22 protein-coding genes are annotated in these 17,982 nt (G+C 40.6%); 15 read left to right on the top strand and 7 right to left on the bottom strand.

Annotated elements, in window-relative coordinates; translation table 11 throughout:
* The first annotated feature begins 53 nt into the window (after window positions 1–53).
* Together glpE and glpG are read left to right on the top strand one after the other, a co-directional pair.
* Window positions 54–371: a thiosulfate sulfurtransferase GlpE gene (glpE, locus tag HUS62_RS02700; RefSeq protein ID WP_175078459.1), complete on the top strand. Its 318-nt coding sequence runs from the start codon at window positions 54–56 to the stop codon at window positions 369–371.
* The gene (gene glpG, locus HUS62_RS02695) at window positions 368–1,183 is read left to right on the top strand and encodes a rhomboid family intramembrane serine protease GlpG (protein ID WP_175078458.1); all 816 of its coding nucleotides are present in this window, start codon (window positions 368–370) and stop codon (window positions 1,181–1,183) included. Before glpE ends, glpG begins: the two co-directional genes overlap by 4 nt.
* 41 nt (window positions 1,184–1,224) lie before the next feature.
* Here the strand turns inward: glpG and HUS62_RS02690 are convergent, their stop codons facing one another.
* Window positions 1,225–1,593: a flagellar basal body-associated protein FliL gene (locus HUS62_RS02690; protein ID WP_404936064.1), complete on the bottom strand. Its 369-nt coding sequence runs from the start codon at window positions 1,591–1,593 to the stop codon at window positions 1,225–1,227.
* 201 nt (window positions 1,594–1,794) lie between these two features.
* Between HUS62_RS02690 and HUS62_RS02685 the strand changes: the two genes are divergently transcribed.
* Complete coding sequence (locus HUS62_RS02685; RefSeq protein ID WP_175078456.1) at window positions 1,795–2,340, top strand: chorismate lyase; 546 nt, start codon at window positions 1,795–1,797, stop codon at window positions 2,338–2,340.
* A complete protein-coding gene (ubiA, locus tag HUS62_RS02680) occupies window positions 2,337–3,215 on the top strand; it encodes a 4-hydroxybenzoate octaprenyltransferase (RefSeq protein WP_058585825.1) in 879 nt (292 codons plus the stop codon). The genes HUS62_RS02685 and ubiA overlap by 4 nt, the downstream gene beginning before the upstream one ends.
* On the opposite strand, the gene HUS62_RS02675 is transcribed toward ubiA, so the two are convergent.
* From HUS62_RS02675 to HUS62_RS02660, 4 genes are all read right to left on the bottom strand, one after another.
* Window positions 3,216–3,836 carry a 2OG-Fe(II) oxygenase gene (locus HUS62_RS02675; RefSeq protein ID WP_175078455.1) on the bottom strand — a complete coding sequence of 207 codons (621 nt, stop codon included), beginning with the start codon at window positions 3,834–3,836 and terminating at the stop codon, window positions 3,216–3,218.
* Between the two features lie 140 nt (window positions 3,837–3,976).
* Complete coding sequence (locus HUS62_RS02670) at window positions 3,977–4,864, bottom strand: LysR family transcriptional regulator (protein WP_175078454.1); 888 nt, start codon at window positions 4,862–4,864, stop codon at window positions 3,977–3,979.
* 115 nt (window positions 4,865–4,979) lie between these two features.
* Complete coding sequence (locus HUS62_RS02665; RefSeq protein ID WP_058585823.1) at window positions 4,980–6,506, bottom strand: response regulator; 1,527 nt, start codon at window positions 6,504–6,506, stop codon at window positions 4,980–4,982.
* A gap of 51 nt (window positions 6,507–6,557) precedes the next feature.
* Window positions 6,558–6,965 carry a DUF2721 domain-containing protein gene (locus tag HUS62_RS02660; protein WP_054560956.1) on the bottom strand — a complete coding sequence of 136 codons (408 nt, stop codon included), beginning with the start codon at window positions 6,963–6,965 and terminating at the stop codon, window positions 6,558–6,560.
* 86 nt (window positions 6,966–7,051) lie between these two features.
* On the opposite strand from HUS62_RS02660, the gene HUS62_RS02655 reads away from it, so the two are divergent.
* From HUS62_RS02655 to tsaD, 3 genes are all read left to right on the top strand, one after another.
* Window positions 7,052–7,417, top strand: coding sequence for a DUF2007 domain-containing protein (locus HUS62_RS02655; RefSeq protein WP_055198283.1), 366 nt, complete (start codon window positions 7,052–7,054; stop codon window positions 7,415–7,417).
* Window positions 7,401–7,991, top strand: coding sequence for a YjaG family protein (locus HUS62_RS02650; protein WP_058585822.1), 591 nt, complete (start codon window positions 7,401–7,403; stop codon window positions 7,989–7,991). The genes HUS62_RS02655 and HUS62_RS02650 overlap by 17 nt, the downstream gene beginning before the upstream one ends.
* 62 nt (window positions 7,992–8,053) lie before the next feature.
* Window positions 8,054–9,067, top strand: a complete 1,014-nt coding sequence (gene tsaD / locus HUS62_RS02645) for a tRNA (adenosine(37)-N6)-threonylcarbamoyltransferase complex transferase subunit TsaD (RefSeq protein WP_175078453.1) — start codon at window positions 8,054–8,056, stop codon at window positions 9,065–9,067.
* Window positions 9,068–9,076: 9 nt separating this feature from the next.
* Here the strand turns inward: tsaD and plsY are convergent, their stop codons facing one another.
* Window positions 9,077–9,679: a glycerol-3-phosphate 1-O-acyltransferase PlsY gene (gene plsY, locus HUS62_RS02640; RefSeq protein WP_063527714.1), complete on the bottom strand. Its 603-nt coding sequence runs from the start codon at window positions 9,677–9,679 to the stop codon at window positions 9,077–9,079.
* Between the two features lie 228 nt (window positions 9,680–9,907).
* On the opposite strand from plsY, the gene folB reads away from it, so the two are divergent.
* From folB to HUS62_RS02600, 8 genes are all read left to right on the top strand, one after another.
* On the top strand, window positions 9,908–10,264 hold the full coding sequence (folB, locus tag HUS62_RS02635) for a dihydroneopterin aldolase (RefSeq protein ID WP_055021570.1): 357 nt from the start codon (window positions 9,908–9,910) through the stop codon (window positions 10,262–10,264).
* Between the two features lies 1 nt (window position 10,265).
* Window positions 10,266–10,754: a 2-amino-4-hydroxy-6-hydroxymethyldihydropteridine diphosphokinase gene (folK, locus tag HUS62_RS02630; RefSeq protein ID WP_062566423.1), complete on the top strand. Its 489-nt coding sequence runs from the start codon at window positions 10,266–10,268 to the stop codon at window positions 10,752–10,754.
* Window positions 10,751–11,554 (top strand): undecaprenyl-diphosphate phosphatase, encoded by an 804-nt coding sequence (locus tag HUS62_RS02625; RefSeq protein ID WP_063703109.1) that lies wholly within the window; start codon window positions 10,751–10,753, stop codon window positions 11,552–11,554. Before folK ends, HUS62_RS02625 begins: the two co-directional genes overlap by 4 nt.
* 159 nt (window positions 11,555–11,713) lie before the next feature.
* Window positions 11,714–13,057, top strand: coding sequence for a UDP-N-acetylmuramate:L-alanyl-gamma-D-glutamyl-meso-diaminopimelate ligase (gene mpl / locus HUS62_RS02620; protein ID WP_175078452.1), 1,344 nt, complete (start codon window positions 11,714–11,716; stop codon window positions 13,055–13,057).
* A gap of 22 nt (window positions 13,058–13,079) precedes the next feature.
* Window positions 13,080–13,703, top strand: a complete 624-nt coding sequence (locus HUS62_RS02615) for a flavin prenyltransferase UbiX (RefSeq protein ID WP_054551081.1) — start codon at window positions 13,080–13,082, stop codon at window positions 13,701–13,703.
* A complete protein-coding gene (locus HUS62_RS02610) occupies window positions 13,700–14,629 on the top strand; it encodes an ABC transporter ATP-binding protein (protein ID WP_054551082.1) in 930 nt (309 codons plus the stop codon). Before HUS62_RS02615 ends, HUS62_RS02610 begins: the two co-directional genes overlap by 4 nt.
* Window positions 14,629–15,396, top strand: coding sequence for an ABC transporter permease (locus HUS62_RS02605; protein WP_175078451.1), 768 nt, complete (start codon window positions 14,629–14,631; stop codon window positions 15,394–15,396). The genes HUS62_RS02610 and HUS62_RS02605 overlap by 1 nt, the downstream gene beginning before the upstream one ends.
* Entirely contained in the window at window positions 15,396–16,061 is a 666-nt protein-coding gene (locus HUS62_RS02600) for a tRNA (guanosine(46)-N(7))-methyltransferase TrmB (RefSeq protein WP_062566421.1), read from the top strand. The genes HUS62_RS02605 and HUS62_RS02600 overlap by 1 nt, the downstream gene beginning before the upstream one ends.
* Here the strand turns inward: HUS62_RS02600 and HUS62_RS02595 are convergent.
* A complete protein-coding gene (locus HUS62_RS02595) occupies window positions 16,058–17,908 on the bottom strand; it encodes a GGDEF domain-containing protein (RefSeq protein ID WP_175078450.1) in 1,851 nt (616 codons plus the stop codon). The genes HUS62_RS02600 and HUS62_RS02595 overlap by 4 nt on opposite strands.
* Window positions 17,909–17,982 lie beyond the last annotated feature (74 nt).

The raw sequence follows: 17,982 nt of genomic DNA, 5'->3' as shown, positions 1-17,982 counted from the left end.
ACCGAGTAATTTGATAAGGCGGCTTTGGCCGCCTTTTTAGTTTAGAGAGTACTATGTCGTATAAACATATTTCAGTGAGCGAAACATTTGCGCTGTTAGATAAAGAAGAGGTTGTGATTGCTGATATTCGCGATCCTAACTCATTTCAAACGGGTCATATCCCAGGTGCTGAGCATTTATCAAATGCCAACATCAGCGAATTTATGATACATAAAGAGTTTGATCAGCCAATCATCGTTGTTTGCTATCATGGTGTGAGTTCTCAAGGTGCTGCGAGCTATTTAGTAGAGCAGGGGTTTGAAGACGTATACAGCATGGATGGTGGCTTTACAGCTTGGCAGGCACAACTACCGGAGCACATTGAACGATGATTGAGTTGGGTAGCATAAATAATCCTCGCGCCGCACAAGGCTTTATAGATTACATAAAAAGTAAGGGCTTACATGGAGAGCTGCGCTCGCAAGATGGACAAACTGTGATTATTTGTGTTGCTCCAGAGCACTTTCATCAAGCTCAACCTCTTTGGCAGGAGTTTGCTGCTAACCCTCATGACGAAAAATACCAACAAGCTTCATGGCAGGTAGGCAGTACGCAATCGCCTCTGTCATATCAAGGGCAATCCCTTAATTTAAAAGCTCGCTTTAAGGCATTAAGCTGGCTAAACCGTACGGTTACTTTAGTCTCGATAGCTATATTTATTGCCTTCTTATTAGGTGGTTTTGAAACTATTTACAGTATGTTGCAGTTCAACCCTGCACAGCCACTAACTTGGTTTACACCTGCCATTGTGCATTTTAGCGCTATTCATCTTATTTTTAATTTGATCTGGTGGATGACGCTGGGTAACGATATAGAAAAACGCAGTGGCAAATTAACCTTAGTGGGTTTATTTTTAGTGACGGCATTCATTAGTAACTGGGCACAGTTTTTAGTAGTTGGGCCTAACTTTGGTGGTCTAAGCGGCGTTGTGTATGGTTTACTGGGTTTTTGTTGGATCTACAGCGTAATGAGGCCAACAGAGCCGCCACTAGTAAGTAATAGTATTGTCGGTTTTATGCTGGTATGGCTTATTCTAGGCTTTGTAGATATGTTGCCTGTGAGTATGGCGAACTGGGCGCATTTAGCGGGGTTATTGGCTGGTATGGCTTATGCCGTGTCAGACAAGCTGCTTTCACGAAAATAATCGCGTAAATAAAAATGGCGGCTAATGCCGCCATCTTACAATTAATGATATAAATACTTAGTAAATAACACTTCTCGGACAATTTCTTGTCCTGTTTCTTGTTTTAGTAGTGCTTTTAGCTTTTCGGTGCAGCGCTTTCTGATTTCTTCGCGACCGGTAAGCGATTTAATGTTTTCTACAGGCTCTTTTGAGAGTATTTCAACAATCGCATCACGCAATAGTGGAGTGTGATGTTCTACGATTGCGATATCAGATAGATCATTGAGCATGAGATCCACCGTTATACGAACATAGCCAAGTTTTTTATTACCTTGACCTATGTAGTTTGTGATGATGTCAGGCTCAAAACCAAAGTAGCCAACATTTGATTCAGCGCGTACAGACCAACTTGTTGCAGTAACAAGTAGCATGCTTATCAAGTAAATTGATAACAATGATTTTTTCATAGTTAAGAATATTCCACCCTTTCAATGATTTTTAGTCTATACCCAAATTCACTTAAGATACAGGCTGTTCTGCGTTTTTTAACCCTGCTTGAGATTAAATCATGACTTTTTCGAAACGTGCAGCAGTGATATCATTTGCACGGTTTTTAAAAATAATGAGTCGTTGTGATCACATTCCCAGTTTCATTAGCTGCAAGTTGGCAGCCTGCTTCAGCATTTCCAGATTTGACGCAACAACAGCAAAGTTGGTTGCTTGAAGCTGGGTCATTAACAGCCAAGCTTAAAAGTCACTGTCAGGCTTTTTCAGTTGAAGTTTTAAACGAGGCGCCATTTGACCTAACCGCCGAGCAACAAGCGTTACTCAATACCTCTCTAAGTCAGGCATTAAATCGCGAAGTGTTACTTCTATGCGATGGTAAACCAATGGTTTATGCACAAAGCTGGTTGCCGGCAGATGATACATTAAAAAAGCAGCAGTTACTAAGTATGGGAACAAGGCCGCTTGGTGATGTTATTTTTCAAGACCCAAGCTTATCGCGCACAGAAATAGAAGTTGCTAAATTTTCACAGCAGCACGCTATCCAAGCTTTAACAGCTGAAATTGGCTTCTCTTCACAACCATTGTGGGGAAGACGCAGTGTTTTTAGCTTATCTAATGCTCATTTTCTCGTGGCTGAAGTATTCTTACCTGGAGCGTATATTTACCTATGAAGCTAGCTGCACTTAAGGTCGCACATATACCTTACTATAAACAGTTAATGCGTACCGATAAGCCAATTGGCACCTTGTTGCTATTATGGCCAACTTATTGGGCGCTGTGGCTTGCTGAGCTTGGCACACCGAGCTTATTAAATTTTGTGGTTTTCAGTTTGGGCGTCTTTGTGATGCGCAGTGCTGGGTGTGTAATTAATGACTTTGCCGATCGTAAGATAGATGGCTCTGTTAAGCGCACAGCCCAGCGACCGCTGGCAGCAGGTTTGGTATCAAGTGGTGAAGCTCTGAGTTTGTTTGTACTGCTTATTGTGGTGGCCTTTGGTTTAGTGTTAACACTCGGATGGTCAACGATATTACTATCGTTTGGTGCCTTAGCACTGGCGTTTTGTTATCCCTTTATGAAGCGCTACACGCAACTACCGCAAGTTGTGCTTGGTGCTGCATTCAGCTGGGCTATTCCAATGGCCTATATGGCATCGATTGGCTCAGTGCCATTAGAAGCCTGGCTACTATTTACCGCGAATCTTGTTTGGACTGTGGCTTATGACACTATGTATGCCATGGTTGATAGAGATGATGATTTAAAGATTGGCGTTAAATCAACAGCAATCTTGTTTGCCAGCTATGACAGACACATCATTTTTTTACTCAATGCCTTGTTTATTACGATTCTTGCTTACATAGGTATGAGTAATCACCTTGGTTTTCCTTATTGGCTGGGCTTAGCAGCAGCGGTTGGTTTTTTACTTTATCAACAAATGCTTATTCATAAACGAGAGCGAGATCCTTGTTTCAAAGCATTTTTGAATAACCATTATGTAGGCTTAGTGATTTTTATCGGTATAGCAGCATCCTTGCCACTGCCATTTTAATTACCTTGGTGGGTCGATAATGCCGCTGATTGAGGCATTTTTTCTGAACCAGCCCGCAATAGAGTAGCGTACATCGCTTGCGGGTAATACTTCATGCATAAAGCGTTCGCTTTCAAACATAACCAATAAGCCCGCTTGAGGTTTAATAACTATTTCAATGTCTTTACTTTTTGGTTTGTAGATCACCAATTCACCGCCAGACTCTGGCGTATTTAAGTAACAAACCGTTGTAAAAATGCGATTCGAACGGCCTTTGAAGGCATCATAGTGCTTTTTATAAAAGTCACCTTGTTGATACTTTGCATAATGGCATTCATAATCAAATAAGCCTAAATAGAAGCTACGGTTCAACTGTGTCTTTATTGCTTCCATGGTCGCCAGATAAGTAATTTGTGCTTGGCTAGAGCTATCAAACCAAAAGGTTTTATCTTTACGCACAGTTTTATCTATTTGTTGGTCGTTTAATCGGCCAATACCTGCGGTATGAAAATGCGGATTAATGCGATAGCAATCTGCAATTAAATCAGCAATTAAGCTTTCATCAATCGCGTTTTCAACAACAGCATATCCTGTACGTTCAATAGCATCTAAGTATGTGTCGGTAATTAGCGGTGCGTTCATTCATGTGCACAATCAAAAAAAGGTGCGTAAGTGTATATGAAAAATTCTGCGATGCACGCTTTTTATGCAGTAAAAGATGAAGAAATAAAGGGGATTGGCTAGCCTGATTAATTACAGGCTAGCAGTATATATTATAGCTATTAGCTTTGGCTTGATAACGCCGTTTTTTCAATGAGGTCAAGTAAATGACTAACATGAGAATTCTCATTGATTTGTTGATTTGTTTGGATCACAAGCTGCTCGTGTACGATACCTTTATTGGTTTTCAATAACAGTAAATCTGGGTCTGAAGAGACAATATTTGTGTGTTCAATACTGGCTATTGCGATGTGGTTTGACTTTTTAAGGCCATCCATTACTTGCTCGATGCTACCTACTTTGATGCTGGATGTTTTATCAAAAGATTCGATAGCATCGTTTAGCATAGCTTGCACTTGTTTAGACTGTGAAAAACAGCTGTACATAGGGTAGTCTGCAAAGTCGCGTTTACTAATGTCGCTCTTATGTGCAAGTGGGTGGTTTTTAGCTACAAAAATAATCAGTTGATCAGGTAAATGTATATCACTACCAATGCTGTTCATTGCCTGCGAGCATACGCTAATATCAATTTCACCTAATTGCAGTTTACGTACAAGTTCACTTTGCTCTTGTAGTTGCATCTCGATTTTTACATGCGGATACTGCGCTAAAAATTGGCCGCAAGAAACAGGCACAACCGTGCTTGCCTTGTTGGTATAACCAATAACTAATTTTTCGTTAGTGCAACCATTTAAAGATTCGAATAAACGCTTTTTGGTTTCTTCTAGGTTGTCGAGGGTTTGTTTAGCGTACTCAAGGAAAAGTTCACCTTCTTTGGTTAACTTAACTGAGCGTGTAGAGCGGGTAACGAGCTCATAACCAATTTCATCTTCGAGCGTCTGAATACTACGAGTTAACGCTGAAGTGCTTATTTGGGTTTTTTCTGCAGCTTGTCGGAAATGCCTCAGCACCCCGAGCGCCACAAATTGTTCAAGTTGTTCAAATCTCACTTTAATAGTCCCTTGTTATAAGTAAGCCTTTTACGTCCAGGCAATATTATACTTCACGGTAGGCATAGTAAATTATTGTACCTATTTTAGGAAGTACTTTACAGAAAAGTTACATCTAATCAGGATAACGGTCCTTAATCTCTAAGAAAAGTGGTAAATTTTCAAGTAATAAGTCGACTAGAATTGGATCAAAATGTTTCGCGCGCTGATCTTTTATGAGAGTTAACGCCTCTTCTAATGGCCAAGCCTTCTTATAACAACGGTCGCTGCAAAGGGCGTCAAACACATCGGCGAGGGCGGTTATGCGGCCAACTATATTAATATCGTCTGCCATTAAACCTTGCGGATACCCTGAACCATCCCACTTTTCATGATGCTGGTAAGAAATTAAAGCACCGCATGTCAATATCTCGTTACTTGAGTTTTTTAATATTTCATAGCCGATTTCTGCATGGGTTTTCATTATTTCCCACTCATCATCAGTGAGTTTACCAGGTTTATTCAATATGCTGTCTGGAATGCTGATTTTACCAATGTCATGTAGCGGTGAAGCAAGCTTAATAATTTCACATTGAAATGGGTTAAGCTCTGAAAGCTGAGCAAGTAACTCACTATATAAAGCAACACGTTTAACGTGAGAGCCGGTTTCTTTAGAGCGTTTTTCTACTGCTTCTCCAAGAATGTACGACAGCTCTTTTTGCGATTCTTTTACCATTTCTCTGAGTTTTAAATTATCGTAAGCAAGCGCGATATTGTTGGCATAAAACTCTAACAGTTGATGTTCTGTGGCCTGTAACTTACTGCCTTTATGAACATAAAGCATGGTTTCAAGGCCGGCTTTGGTAGGAAAGTAACCAATATAATCATTACTTGTTTTTAGTGATGATTTTCGCTCATGTGCATCTATAAATAAGTTTTTTACTTCATCAGGAATGGTGTTTTGCTGTGGTGTGGGGCCTACACCTGAGGCTGCAAGTAATTGAAAATCTTTTGCTGGTGACGATTGTAGATTAACGGCCGCAGCACAATAAATTTGCGTGTCATTAATGCCCATCACGTTAGTAACATGGCTTAAAATTGTTGAAGCAAATTCATGAACACTGTCACATTTTAAAAAGTTAGCAGACGCGTTGATGATCTGTTCAAGACCATGCTTGTGGCGATCAATAATTTGAATATCGCGATGTGCTCTTAACGCCGAGTAGAGCAAGGTTTTAATTTTAATCGCGGTGAGCTCAGTTTTGTTTTTATAATCGTTGATGTCGTAATCGCGGATAATCGCTTCTTCAGGGGCTTCACCTGGCTGACCTGTGCGAAGAATTAAACGAATATCGTGGTTTTCTATTTCATCGCGAATGTATTGAATAAGCTCAAGACCAGCATGGTTGGTTTCCATTACCACATCAACTAGAGCAACAGAAAAGGGAATATCTTTTTTTAAAAACTCTTTTGCTTCCGCCGCAGAGTAGGCGTCATAAAAGCGCAGACCTTTATTTTCGAAAGTGAAGCCAGCTAATACTAGTTTCGTAACTTGATGGATATCTTCTTCATCATCAACAACAAGAATATGCCAGTATTCAGGCTCTTCAGTTTCTATATTATTTTCTTCTAACTGTTCTTCAGAAAATAAGAAATCATCCACAAAAACACCACTTATTGTTGTATCTCATACAATAAGTATAGAGGCAGAAATTTACTCTGCCTTATCTGAAACTGGTTTTTTTTCGATATTCTTTAATTCGATTTCAATAGCATCACAAGAAATGTGGATCTCATACAAAGAGGTGAGAAGTGATAAGGCTAAGCAAGCGAGGCTGATACCAAATAAAATGATTCCTGTAGTATTAAACTCTATAAATAATGCAAACATTGATAAGGTACACATCAGAAAAGAGGCAACACCATAAACCTGCATCACCCTAATGAGTTTAATGCGTTTTCTTAAATTGGTAATTTGTGCAACAACTAATGGGCGGATACTTTCCCCTTCACGTGCATTGAGTTCTCTAATAAGCTGAGCAAGCACCAAAAAACGGTTGGTGTAAGCAAGTAACAGTAAAGAAATTGCAGGGAATAACAATCCCGGTGTTGTTAAAGTCATGTGGCTACCTTGAAATAAGCATTGCAGCGAAGTTAGTTGCTAGCGTAGTTTAGGATTTAAAGATAGAAAAGTAAAAGGGAAGTGATTTGCAAAACAATAATTTAAATCAACCTGCTAAGCAGGACCCATTCGCTTGGGTGAAAGTGTTTCAGGCTGAAAATGGCTTAGAAGCCAACATTATTAAAGGGCTTTTAAAAAGTAAAGGGATCGAATCGCAACTGCAAGGTGAGCTTTTACAAGGGGCGCTTGGAGAGATCCCATTTGAACAAACAGGGGTCGATATACTCGTTTACGCATTAAAAGAGCGCCAGGCGCAAGAAATATTGCTAAACTACCGGCAATTAAAACAATCGGCTCCTGACTGGGTATGCCCTAAGTGTCATGAGCTTAACGGAGCAACATTTGAAATATGTTGGTCTTGTGGGACTGTAAAGAATGACAAAAGCGAATAATTTTCAACGTATTAGAGAATTAAACTATTTGCAAAAAGCGGTATTAGGTGGCGCATTACTTGAGCGTATGCTGCCTAATTACAGCTTATTTAGTGAAGCAACAGGGTTTGGTGATGCCGCGGTTTTTCGTAGCGCATTAAGTGTCTGCTGGGAAAAAATCTTACTACCAAAAAGTAAAATCAGCCTTGAAAAGCAAATTGAAAAAATAGAGCCGAATGTGCCAGAGCTTACTGACTTTGACATGTTCGGGACTTATCCCGCAATCGATACAGCAACCGCTTTGCTTGGCATGTTGCACGGTTTGATAGCTAAAGATGAACAAGAGTTTTTAAATATTAGTAAAATTTCACAGGCTTCAGTGGCTCGTTTTATTGAATATCAACTAACAGTAGATGGTGAAATTGCTGATAACAAAGCTGTTCGTGAACACCCTCTAATGCAGTATGAAATTGATGTACTTGCTGAGCTTATTGATTTTGTAGAGCAAATGGGCCGAATTACCTCCCAGAACGTAAAAGAGCTTAAGCAACTTGCAGTATCTGACGGCCAAACCAACATCGGTATTGCAATTTAATATTCAGTAATGCGTATTTTCACTGTAAAATACGCGTTTGTTTTTTCTTGGTGGAGTAATTGATGCGAATTTTAGGTATTGAATCATCATGTGATGAAACGGGTATTGCCATTTATGATGATGAACAAGGCTTATTAGCACATCAACTGTATAGCCAAGTAAAAGTGCATGCCGATTACGGCGGTGTAGTACCTGAGCTTGCGTCACGCGATCACGTACGTAAAACCTTACCTTTGATTGATGCTGCTTTTGCACAAGCTGGTTGTGGCCCAGAAGACTTAGATGGCATTGCTTACACCGCAGGCCCTGGACTTGTTGGTGCACTCCTTGTGGGAACCTCTATTGGTCGCTCATTGGCCTATGGTTGGAATATTCCTGCTGTTGCTGTTCATCATATGGAAGGCCACCTACTTGCGCCAATGCTTGAAGAGGACAAACCGGAATTTCCGTTTATCGCACTACTGGTGTCTGGCGGTCATACTATGATGGTTAAAGTATCTGGCATTGGTGAATACGAAGTGCTGGGAGAGTCAGTTGATGACGCTGCCGGTGAAGCATTCGATAAAACCGCGAAGTTATTAGGTCTTGATTACCCTGGTGGCCCACGTCTAGCAAAACTTGCGGAGCAAGGTACGCCTGAGCGTTTTGTATTCCCACGTCCGATGACTGATAAACCTGGCTTAGATTTTAGCTTCAGTGGCTTAAAAACAGCGGCATCGCTTGCGATTCGTGATAGTGATGATGACGAGCAAACCAAAGCTGATATTGCTCATGCATTCCAAACAGCGGTAATAGATACCCTAATCATTAAATGTAAGCGTGCATTAAAGCAAACAGATATCAAACGTTTAGTGATTGCCGGTGGTGTAAGTGCAAACGTGCAATTGCGTGCGCAACTTGAACGAGTAATGCAAGGCATGAAAGGGCGCGTTTATTACCCGCGCACAGAGTTTTGTACAGATAACGGCGCTATGATTGCTTATGCTGGTATGCAGCGTTTGAAAGCAGGTCAGTTTGCTAGCCTTGATATGAAAACAAAGCCGCGCTGGCCTATTGATTCACTCGAAGCACTTTAATTTATAACACTATTCCTGCTCTGGGGCTTTTTTCTTAGCCCCTACTTTAGGCTCTTCCCCTGCCATCAAGCGAGTAATATTTGCTCTGTGACGGAAAATTATCAACACGGTTAAAAAGGTAACTGGCAAGGTATACAAAGGTTTTATCCACCAAGTATAAAGAGGTGCTAATGAAACCGTAACCAGTGCCGCAAGCGATGAATATCGTGTGATAGCAATAATTATGAGCCAGGTTGCGATCAGCATTCCACCTAGCGATAAACCAATGGGTAATAACGTGCCAAAAGCGGTCGCGACAGCCTTACCACCTTTAAAGCTAAAAAACAGCGGATACATATGCCCTAAACAGGCTGCCACACCAATTAAACCTAACATTAGCGGGTCTATTTTTAAAAAGTAGGCACCCCAGACAGGGATGGTTCCTTTTAAAATATCAAAGACAAGAACTAAAACAGCGGGGACTTTTCCACCAAGGCGATAAACATTTGTAGCACCCGGGTTATTCGATCCATGACTGCGTGGGTCTGGTAGTTTAAACAGCCGTGATACAAGGATAGCGGAAGAGACCGATCCCAGTATGTAAGCTAAAACTAACATTAAAACTTCTAACACGCGCTTCCTTATTTTTTAATCTGCACTTTTGGGCTATCATTGGCGGCAAAACCATCTGCCGCTCTCATCGAGTAGAATGTAAGCACCTTATTGCAATGCATCTATCAGTTATTGTAGGGGTAATTTTTATATATTAAAACAGTATGACAGCTTATATAGCGCATTATTGTTATCAATAAGCGTTTAGTATGAGGAGTTGTTTTAATATTCATGTCACTTGGAGTATCAATGGACAAGGTATATATATCACAACTACATGTAGACACCATTATTGGCGTGTATGATTTTGAAAAAGAAAGTAAACAAAGCCTGTATTTTGATATCGAAATGTTATGTGATATTTCTGCCGCAGCGGCAACTGATGATATAAATTTAGCACTTGATTACGCCAAAGTGAGTGAGCGAGTGATTGAACACACAACGGCAAAACCAGTTGAGTTACTTGAAACTTTAGTTGAGCAATTAGCTGCCATTATTTTAGCTGAGTTTGCGACTAACCAAGTCACTATACGTGTTAGTAAACCAGCCGCAGTGCCACAAGCGCAAACTGTGGGAGTTGAGATCACCCGTCGTAAGGCAAACTAACATGGCGCAAATATTTATAAGCCTAGGCTCTAATGTCAATAAAGAGCATTATCTTCGACAAGCGCTTATTGCCTTAAAGCCTTTTTTTCCAGACTTTATACATTCGTCTGTTTATGAAAGTGAAGCGGTGGGGTTTGCAGGTAGCAATTTTTATAATTCAGTGGTCGCAGCAAAAACAGATATGCCATTAGCTGAACTATGTAAGCTATTGAAAAAAATTGAACTGGATAATGGACGCACCCGTGAGGATAAAAAGTTTAGCCCTCGCACATTAGATCTCGATCTATTGTTTTATGATGACATTATCTGTGATTCACCTGCGCAATTACCACGGGATGAAATAACCAAAAATGCGTTTGTATTGCAGCCTCTCGCTGAAATTGCTCCCGATTTTTATCACCCCGTAGCTAAGCTAACTTTGGCTGAGTTATGGAATAATTATAACAACCCACAACAAAAACTATGGAAGGTGGAGTTTTCTAACCCATGAGTATTATTGAGATAATTGTTTTAGCCTTAATTCAAGGATTGACTGAGTTTTTACCTATTTCGAGCTCAGCTCATTTAATTTTACCCTCACAAGTTTTAGGTTGGCACGACCAAGGCCTGGCATTTGATGTTGCGGTACACGTAGGTACGCTAGGTGCTGTGGTACTGTATTTTCGTAAAGAAGTGGTGGATATTCTCGGTGCGTGGTTTAAATCGTTTGGTTCACAAGGCGCAACCGACGATAGTCGTTTAGGTTGGTGGATTATTGTTGCGACCATTCCAGCATTATTAATTGGTTATTTATTTAAAGATTTTGTGGAAAGCTACTCGCGTAATGCCTGGGTTATTGCTACTTCAACCATCGTATTTGGTTTGTTACTTTGGTATGCCGATGTAAAAGCAAAGCAAGTTAAGAATATTTACCAAATCAATTTTTTCAGTGCGCTTTTATTAGGCTTTTCACAAGTTCTCGCTATGGTATTTCCTGGCACATCCCGTTCAGGTATTACCATTACTGTGGGCTTGATGTTGGGTCTAAACAAACAGAGTGCTGCGCGTTTTTCGTTTTTAATGTCAATTCCAGTAATTGCAGCAGCAGGTTCATATTATGTGTATCAGTTGGCTACAGCGGGTGAGGCGATTGATTGGCATGCAATTCTATTAGGCGCAGGTTTATCATTTGTGTCGGCTTATGCCTGTATTTTCTTTTTCTTAAAAGTGATTGAGCGCATGGGCATGATGCCATTTGTTATCTATCGCTTACTTTTAGGTGTCGGTTTGTTTGCATTCTTAATGCTGTAAAATAGGCTTTAAACTTAATTAAAAAACACCTCAAGTTGAGGTGTTTTTTATGTTGGCTATTTGGCAATACTCTAATGCCGTGTAGTAATGGTAAGTAAAGCTTATATTTGGCATTATAACGCCTTACTTATCTCTTATTCATTTTGCTCAGGACAGTAGATGCATATTCATATTCTTGGAATTTGTGGCACCTTTATGGGTGGTATTGCCGCAATCGCTAAATCGTTAGGTCATACAGTGACAGGCTCTGATCAAAATGTGTACCCGCCGATGAGCACGCAATTAGAAGAGCTAGGGATTACACTCACCCAAGGTTATGACGTTGCCCAACTAGAACCCGCGCCAGATATGGTGGTGATTGGTAATGCTATGAGCCGAGGCAACCCTTGTGTTGAATACGTTCTTGATAAAGGCTTGCCTTATACTTCTGGTCCAGAATGGTTAAAGCATAATTTATTGCAAAACTCTTGGGTGTTGGCTGTGGCCGGAACACACGGCAAAACGACTACAGCCAGTATGCTGGCATGGTTACTAGAATACGCAGGAATGAAACCGGGCTTTTTAATTGGTGGTATAGTACAAAACTTTGGGGTGTCTGCTCGTGTTGGCGAAACGCCATTTTTTGTTATTGAAGCCGACGAATACGACACGGCGTTTTTCGATAAACGCAGTAAATTTGTTCATTACTTACCACGCACCTTAATTCTAAATAATCTTGAATTTGATCATGCTGATATTTTTGAAGATTTAAACGCGATAAAGAAACAATTTCACCACTTGATGCGTACATTACCCTGTAGTGGCAAAGTGATTTGGCCAAGCCAAGACGAAGCACTACAAGATGTGATTGAACGCGGCCTTTGGAGCGAGAGCGAAACACTCTCGGGTGATTGGGATTACCGCTTACTTAAAGCTGATGGTAGTGAGTTTGAAGTGCTACTAAATTCACAAGTGCAAGGTGTTGTCAGTTGGCAAGCTATGGGCGAGCACAATGTCAAAAATGCCATTATGGCCATTGCAGCTGCCAGACATGTAGGCATTGCGGTATCAGTCAGTATTGCAGGCTTAACTGAGTTTATCTCTCCTAAGCGCCGTATGGAGCTTAAAGCCGACATTAACTCGATAAAAGTGTATGACGACTTTGCCCATCATCCAACGGCAATTAAAACAACCTTAGCAGGGCTACGTGCAAAAGTAGGCACTGATAAGATAATTGCTATTTTAGAGCCTCGTTCAAACACAATGAAAATGGGCGTGCATCAACAAACCCTGATTGATTCACTCGATGCAGCAGATGATGTGTATTTATTTGAGCCAGAAAATTTAAGCTGGTCGTTAAAAGAATACGCAGACAAAGCAGGTATGCATTGCATGAAAAGCACTGAGGAAATCATTACTCAGGTTGTTGGCAACAGTGCGCCGTCACAACATATTTTAATTATGAGTAATGGTGGTTTTGAAGGTATTCATCAGCGTTTAATCACTGCCCTTGAACAAAACTAACCAGTATACGGAGCTTAACTGTATGCAATTTAAAGATAAAATAACGTTAGCTTTTAGTGGTGCCTCTGGGGCTCCTTATGGCTTAAGGTTATTAGAAGTATTACTTGAACAGCAGTTTCAGGTGTATGTACTGATCTCAAGTGCGGCAAGAGTGGTCTTTGATACAGAATCGAATATCAAACTTTCAGGTAATGAAGACAAAGCGACAGAGCAACTGAGTACACTTTTTAATGCCGCTCCTGAGCAACTAAAAGTATTTGGTAAAGACAACTGGTTTAGTCCTGTTGCATCTGGCTCAGCCGCGCCGAAAAAAATGGTGGTGTGCCCTTGTAGTGCAGGTTCAGTATCTGCAATTGCGGTCGGGGCATCAGATAACTTACTCGAACGCGCCGCTGACGTGGTTATTAAAGAGCGTGGGCAGCTGATTTTAGTCCCGCGTGAAACGCCATTTAGCGAAATCCACCTTGAAAACATGCTGAAGCTAGCACGACTAGGCGTAACTATTATGCCTGCGGCACCGGGGTTTTATCATCAACCAGAGCAGATTTCCGATTTGGTTGATTTTATGGTGGCGCGAATTTTAGATCATTTAAACATTGAACATACTTTGACGAAACGTTGGGGTTATGGAGAGGGCAAACAGTGAGCGAAAAAACGATCGCATTAAATATTGAAGGCCTAAAAAAGGTTTATAAAAATGGTGTTGAAGCCGTAAAAGGCATTGATTTACAAGTTCAGCAAGGCGACTTCTTTGCCTTACTTGGACCAAACGGGGCAGGTAAATCAACCACTATTGGTGTTATCTCATCGTTAGTGAATAAAAGTGCCGGTCGTGTCCAGGTATTTGGTCACGATATTGATACAGACCTTGAAGCTGCTAAGTCTGAACTTGGCTTAGTACCGCAAGAATTTAATTTCAGTCAGTTTGAAACACTAAATCAAATCTTAGTTAACCAAGCAGGCTATTACGGTGTACCAAGAAAGCTGGCACATGAGCGTGCTGAAAAATACTTAAAGCAGCTAGGTTTATTTGAGAAAAAAGATAAACAAGCGCGCACCCTTTCAGGTGGTATGAAACGCCGTTTAATGATTGCTCGTGCACTGATGCATGAACCTAAATTACTCATTTTAGATGAACCAACAGCCGGTGTTGATATTGAGCTACGCCGCTCTATGTGGGATTTTCTTCGCGAGATTAATAAGCAAGGTGTGACCATCATCTTGACCACCCATTATCTAGAAGAAGCTGAGCTGTTATGTAAAAACATCGCGATTATCGACAGTGGTGTGATTGTTGAAAACACCACCATTAAAGCGTTACTTGCCAAGCTTGATAAAGAAACCTTTGTACTTGATTTAAAGCAACCAGTGCAGCCAATTAGCATTGAAGGTTATAAATACACACTGACCGATGATCACACTTTAGAAGTTGAAGTGGCGAAGTCTCAGGGCTTAAACCAGGTGTTTAGTGCGCTGACTGAACAAGGTAATACTGTGCTGAGTATGCGAAATAAAGCAAACCGTTTAGAAGAGCTGTTTGTAGGGTTATTAGAACAAGGGCGAGGCGAATAATGTTGAAATATGGAGTAGCGCTAAAAAGTATTTGGATCAAAGAGTGTATTCGCTTTTTACGTATTTGGGTGCAAACCTTAGTTCCGCCGGCAATCACGATGAGCCTGTATTTTGTGATTTTTGGTAATCTGATTGGTTCTCGTATCGGTGATATGGGTGGCTTTAGTTATATGGAGTTTATTGTCCCTGGTCTGATTATGATGTCGGTGATCACCAACTCTTACTCGAATGTTGCCTCGAGTTTTTATTCGACTAAATTTCAAAAAAGCATTGAAGAGCTCTTAGTTGCACCAGTGCCAAACTACATCATTGTACTTGGCTACATGGGCGGTGGTATGACACGAGGTATGCTGGTTGGTTTAATTGTTACCTGTGTCTCTTTGCTATTTGTTGATATTCAAATTCATAATATTTTTGTGATTATGGCTACGGTTATTTTAACGTCGGCTGTATTTGCGTTAGGCGGACTTATCAATGCAATTTATGCTAATAGCTTTGATGATATTAGTATTATCCCGACCTTTATTTTAACGCCGCTGACTTATCTCGGTGGGGTGTTTTACTCTATCACCTTGTTGCCAGAATTCTGGCAAGGCGTATCGCAAGTAAACCCAATTATTTATATGGTGAATGCATTTAGATATGGGTTCTTAGGTGTGTCTGATGTCGACTTATCGGTAGCATTTGGTGTACTTGGTTTATTTATTGTGGGTTTATTTACGTTAGCGTTAACCCTTATTAAACGTGGTGTGGGGCTTAGACACTAATGACGGATGCAAATTCGAGAAGTATTGTATCGAATCAACCTGGCTTACATGAAAAGCTAGACGAAATAGTTTTAAAGCACTTAAGTGCTGAATTTAAAAAGCCGATTGCAGAACATACGCAAGCGGCTTTTGATCAGGTAAACGAAAAGGTGCAGGCATTTAACGGGCCTATTATTCTTGATTCCTGTTGTGGTGTGGGTGAAAGTACTGCTAACTTAGCTAAACGTCACCCTGATGCATTAGTGATTGGTATTGATAAGTCATCACATCGTTTAGATAAGCATGATATCGAGTACAAGCAAACAGATGCAGGGCAGTACATTTTAGTACAAGCTGATTTAAACGATTTTTGGCGCTTAGCAGTGGCTGCAAACTGGCAACCTAGTCATCATTACCTGTTGTATCCAAATCCTTGGCCAAAAGCAAAGCACTTGCAAAGACGCTGGCACGGCGCTGCAATTTTTCCGTATATCGTTAAATTAGGCGGCCGCTTAGAGCTGAGAAGCAACTGGGATATATACGTAAAAGAGTTTGCTCGCTCATTAGAGCTTGCTGGGCATAAGTGCGATGTTGAGCTGTATGAAAGCGATACTGCAATTACTCCATTCGAACGTAAATATTGGGCCAGTGGTCAACAAAGTCACCGTTTGGTGATCAACCTTTAATGAATATAGGGGGTCGGTGGTGCAAAATGACTCCCTTGCATTAAAGTAACACCCGCACGAGCAAGCGCATCTGCTATTTGTTCGTTATCAACTTGCTCAGCGATTACATCTAACTTTAATTGCTGAGCATATTTCACCAAGTTTTCAATAAATAGATAGTTATCTGTATTGGTATGAATTTGGCTCACCAACCCTTTATCTAGCTTCAAGCCATCAATTTCTAACTTCCTAATGTGGGGTAAGTTTGAAAAGCCCGCGCCGAATTCATTGATTATAACCTGAGCACCTTTATTTTTTAGGGTGTTAATAAAGGTTTTTACTTCACTAAAGTAAGCGATAGCATCACGCTCATAAAACTGAAAAATAATATTATGAGGCTGCGGATAGCGCCTAAGTTGTAACTCTAAAAACTCGCTTAAGCTTGGGTCCAGAATATCTTGTGCGGTAATGTTGATACTCCAGCGCACATTGGTTTTTCTAAACTGCTCAATGCATCGAGTGAACATGGTGCGTCTTAAAAGACCGTCCATACGTGAGCGCTTTAGTACCATCATAAAGTAATCTGGCGCATGAATACGACCTGTAGCACTGGCCATTCTAGCTAGGCATTGATAATGGTCAATCTGTTTGCTTTGGTTATTATAGACTGCTTGAAAGTAAGGTACGATACGGTTGTTATCGAAGGCTTCTTTTACTTCTTTGGCAAGCGTAACATTGCTTCTAAATTTCTCTTCAACCTGCTTAAACACATTTTCATAACGTACAATACGCTGATTATTAAGCTTTGCTTGCTGCAGCGCAACATGGGCATTTTCAATCAGCATTAATTTATTACCTGTAGCAATACCTGCATACAAGCTCACGTAGATATAAGGCTCTTTCAACGCAGGAATTGCATAGTTAAAAGCATTAATAACATCATCGATATTACGCTCATCACTATGCGTTCGTAATAGCGCAATTTTATTCGTTGCTAATCGATAGACAAACCCTTCGCTAGGCATCCTTGATTGAAAATAGCTAAGCAAGTTAGCCATTACTTTGTCGCTCACTTCTGTGCCATAAAAACTGCTAATGTCTTCTAACTCATTAATGGCAATAACTGCTAGCTCCATACGGTGTTTGGTGGTTTTCTTTATGTAGTATTCCAGCGCGACATGGTTAGCAAAGCCGGTGCGGGCATCTGTTGAGAGGGAGCGTTTTAGTTGTAAAAAATACAGCCCAGCAATTAGCGCTGCAATAAAGAAAAAGAAACAGCCTGTGATCATTGCACGGGTCACACTGTGCTGCAGTTGCTGATTTAAGTCACTAATGGTTATGTCGGCACCAGTTATATAGGTGTGACCATTATCATCAACAAAAGTGACAAAGATGCTTTTAAAATAGCCCCATTGATCTTTTGATATCTCAAATACCGGTTCTGTTGAAAAAAAAGCTTCTTTGTTAAGTTCTGTCGCTTCGGGGTAGGCGTCTAAAAACTGTGTTACGCGGCCATTGTTTTGATCTTTTTGCGTGTAACTCGACGCACTAAAGTAGACTTTGCCGTCGCGCAGTACCATTGCGTAAACATAGGCAAGCTGCATTTGTTTTGCATATTCAGATAGGGCTCGGCTTTTGTCTTTATATATTGCCGAAGAGATTGGTAAGCCCGCATTAACTACATTGTGGTAGTCATCACCTAGGATATGTTTGACACTGACTGCGGCATTAAGCAGTTTGGTATCGATATTTTCCATGATCTCACTACGCGTGGTTTCATAGGTATAATAGATATAGCCAAATAAGCTTATAAAAAATGCGGCGAAGCCATATAGCAGCCAGCTGGTTTTTTGCATTCCTTTGGGCATAGAGGTTCCCTTAGCAGTTATCATTTGATTATACTCAAAAAAAGCGTGCCTGATAGTATAAAATGACTGCAAAA

The organism is Pseudoalteromonas sp. 0303 (assembly GCF_013349995.1).
GTDB lineage: Bacteria > Pseudomonadota > Gammaproteobacteria > Enterobacterales > Alteromonadaceae > Pseudoalteromonas.
This window is presented reverse-complemented; position numbering and strand designations above follow the sequence as displayed.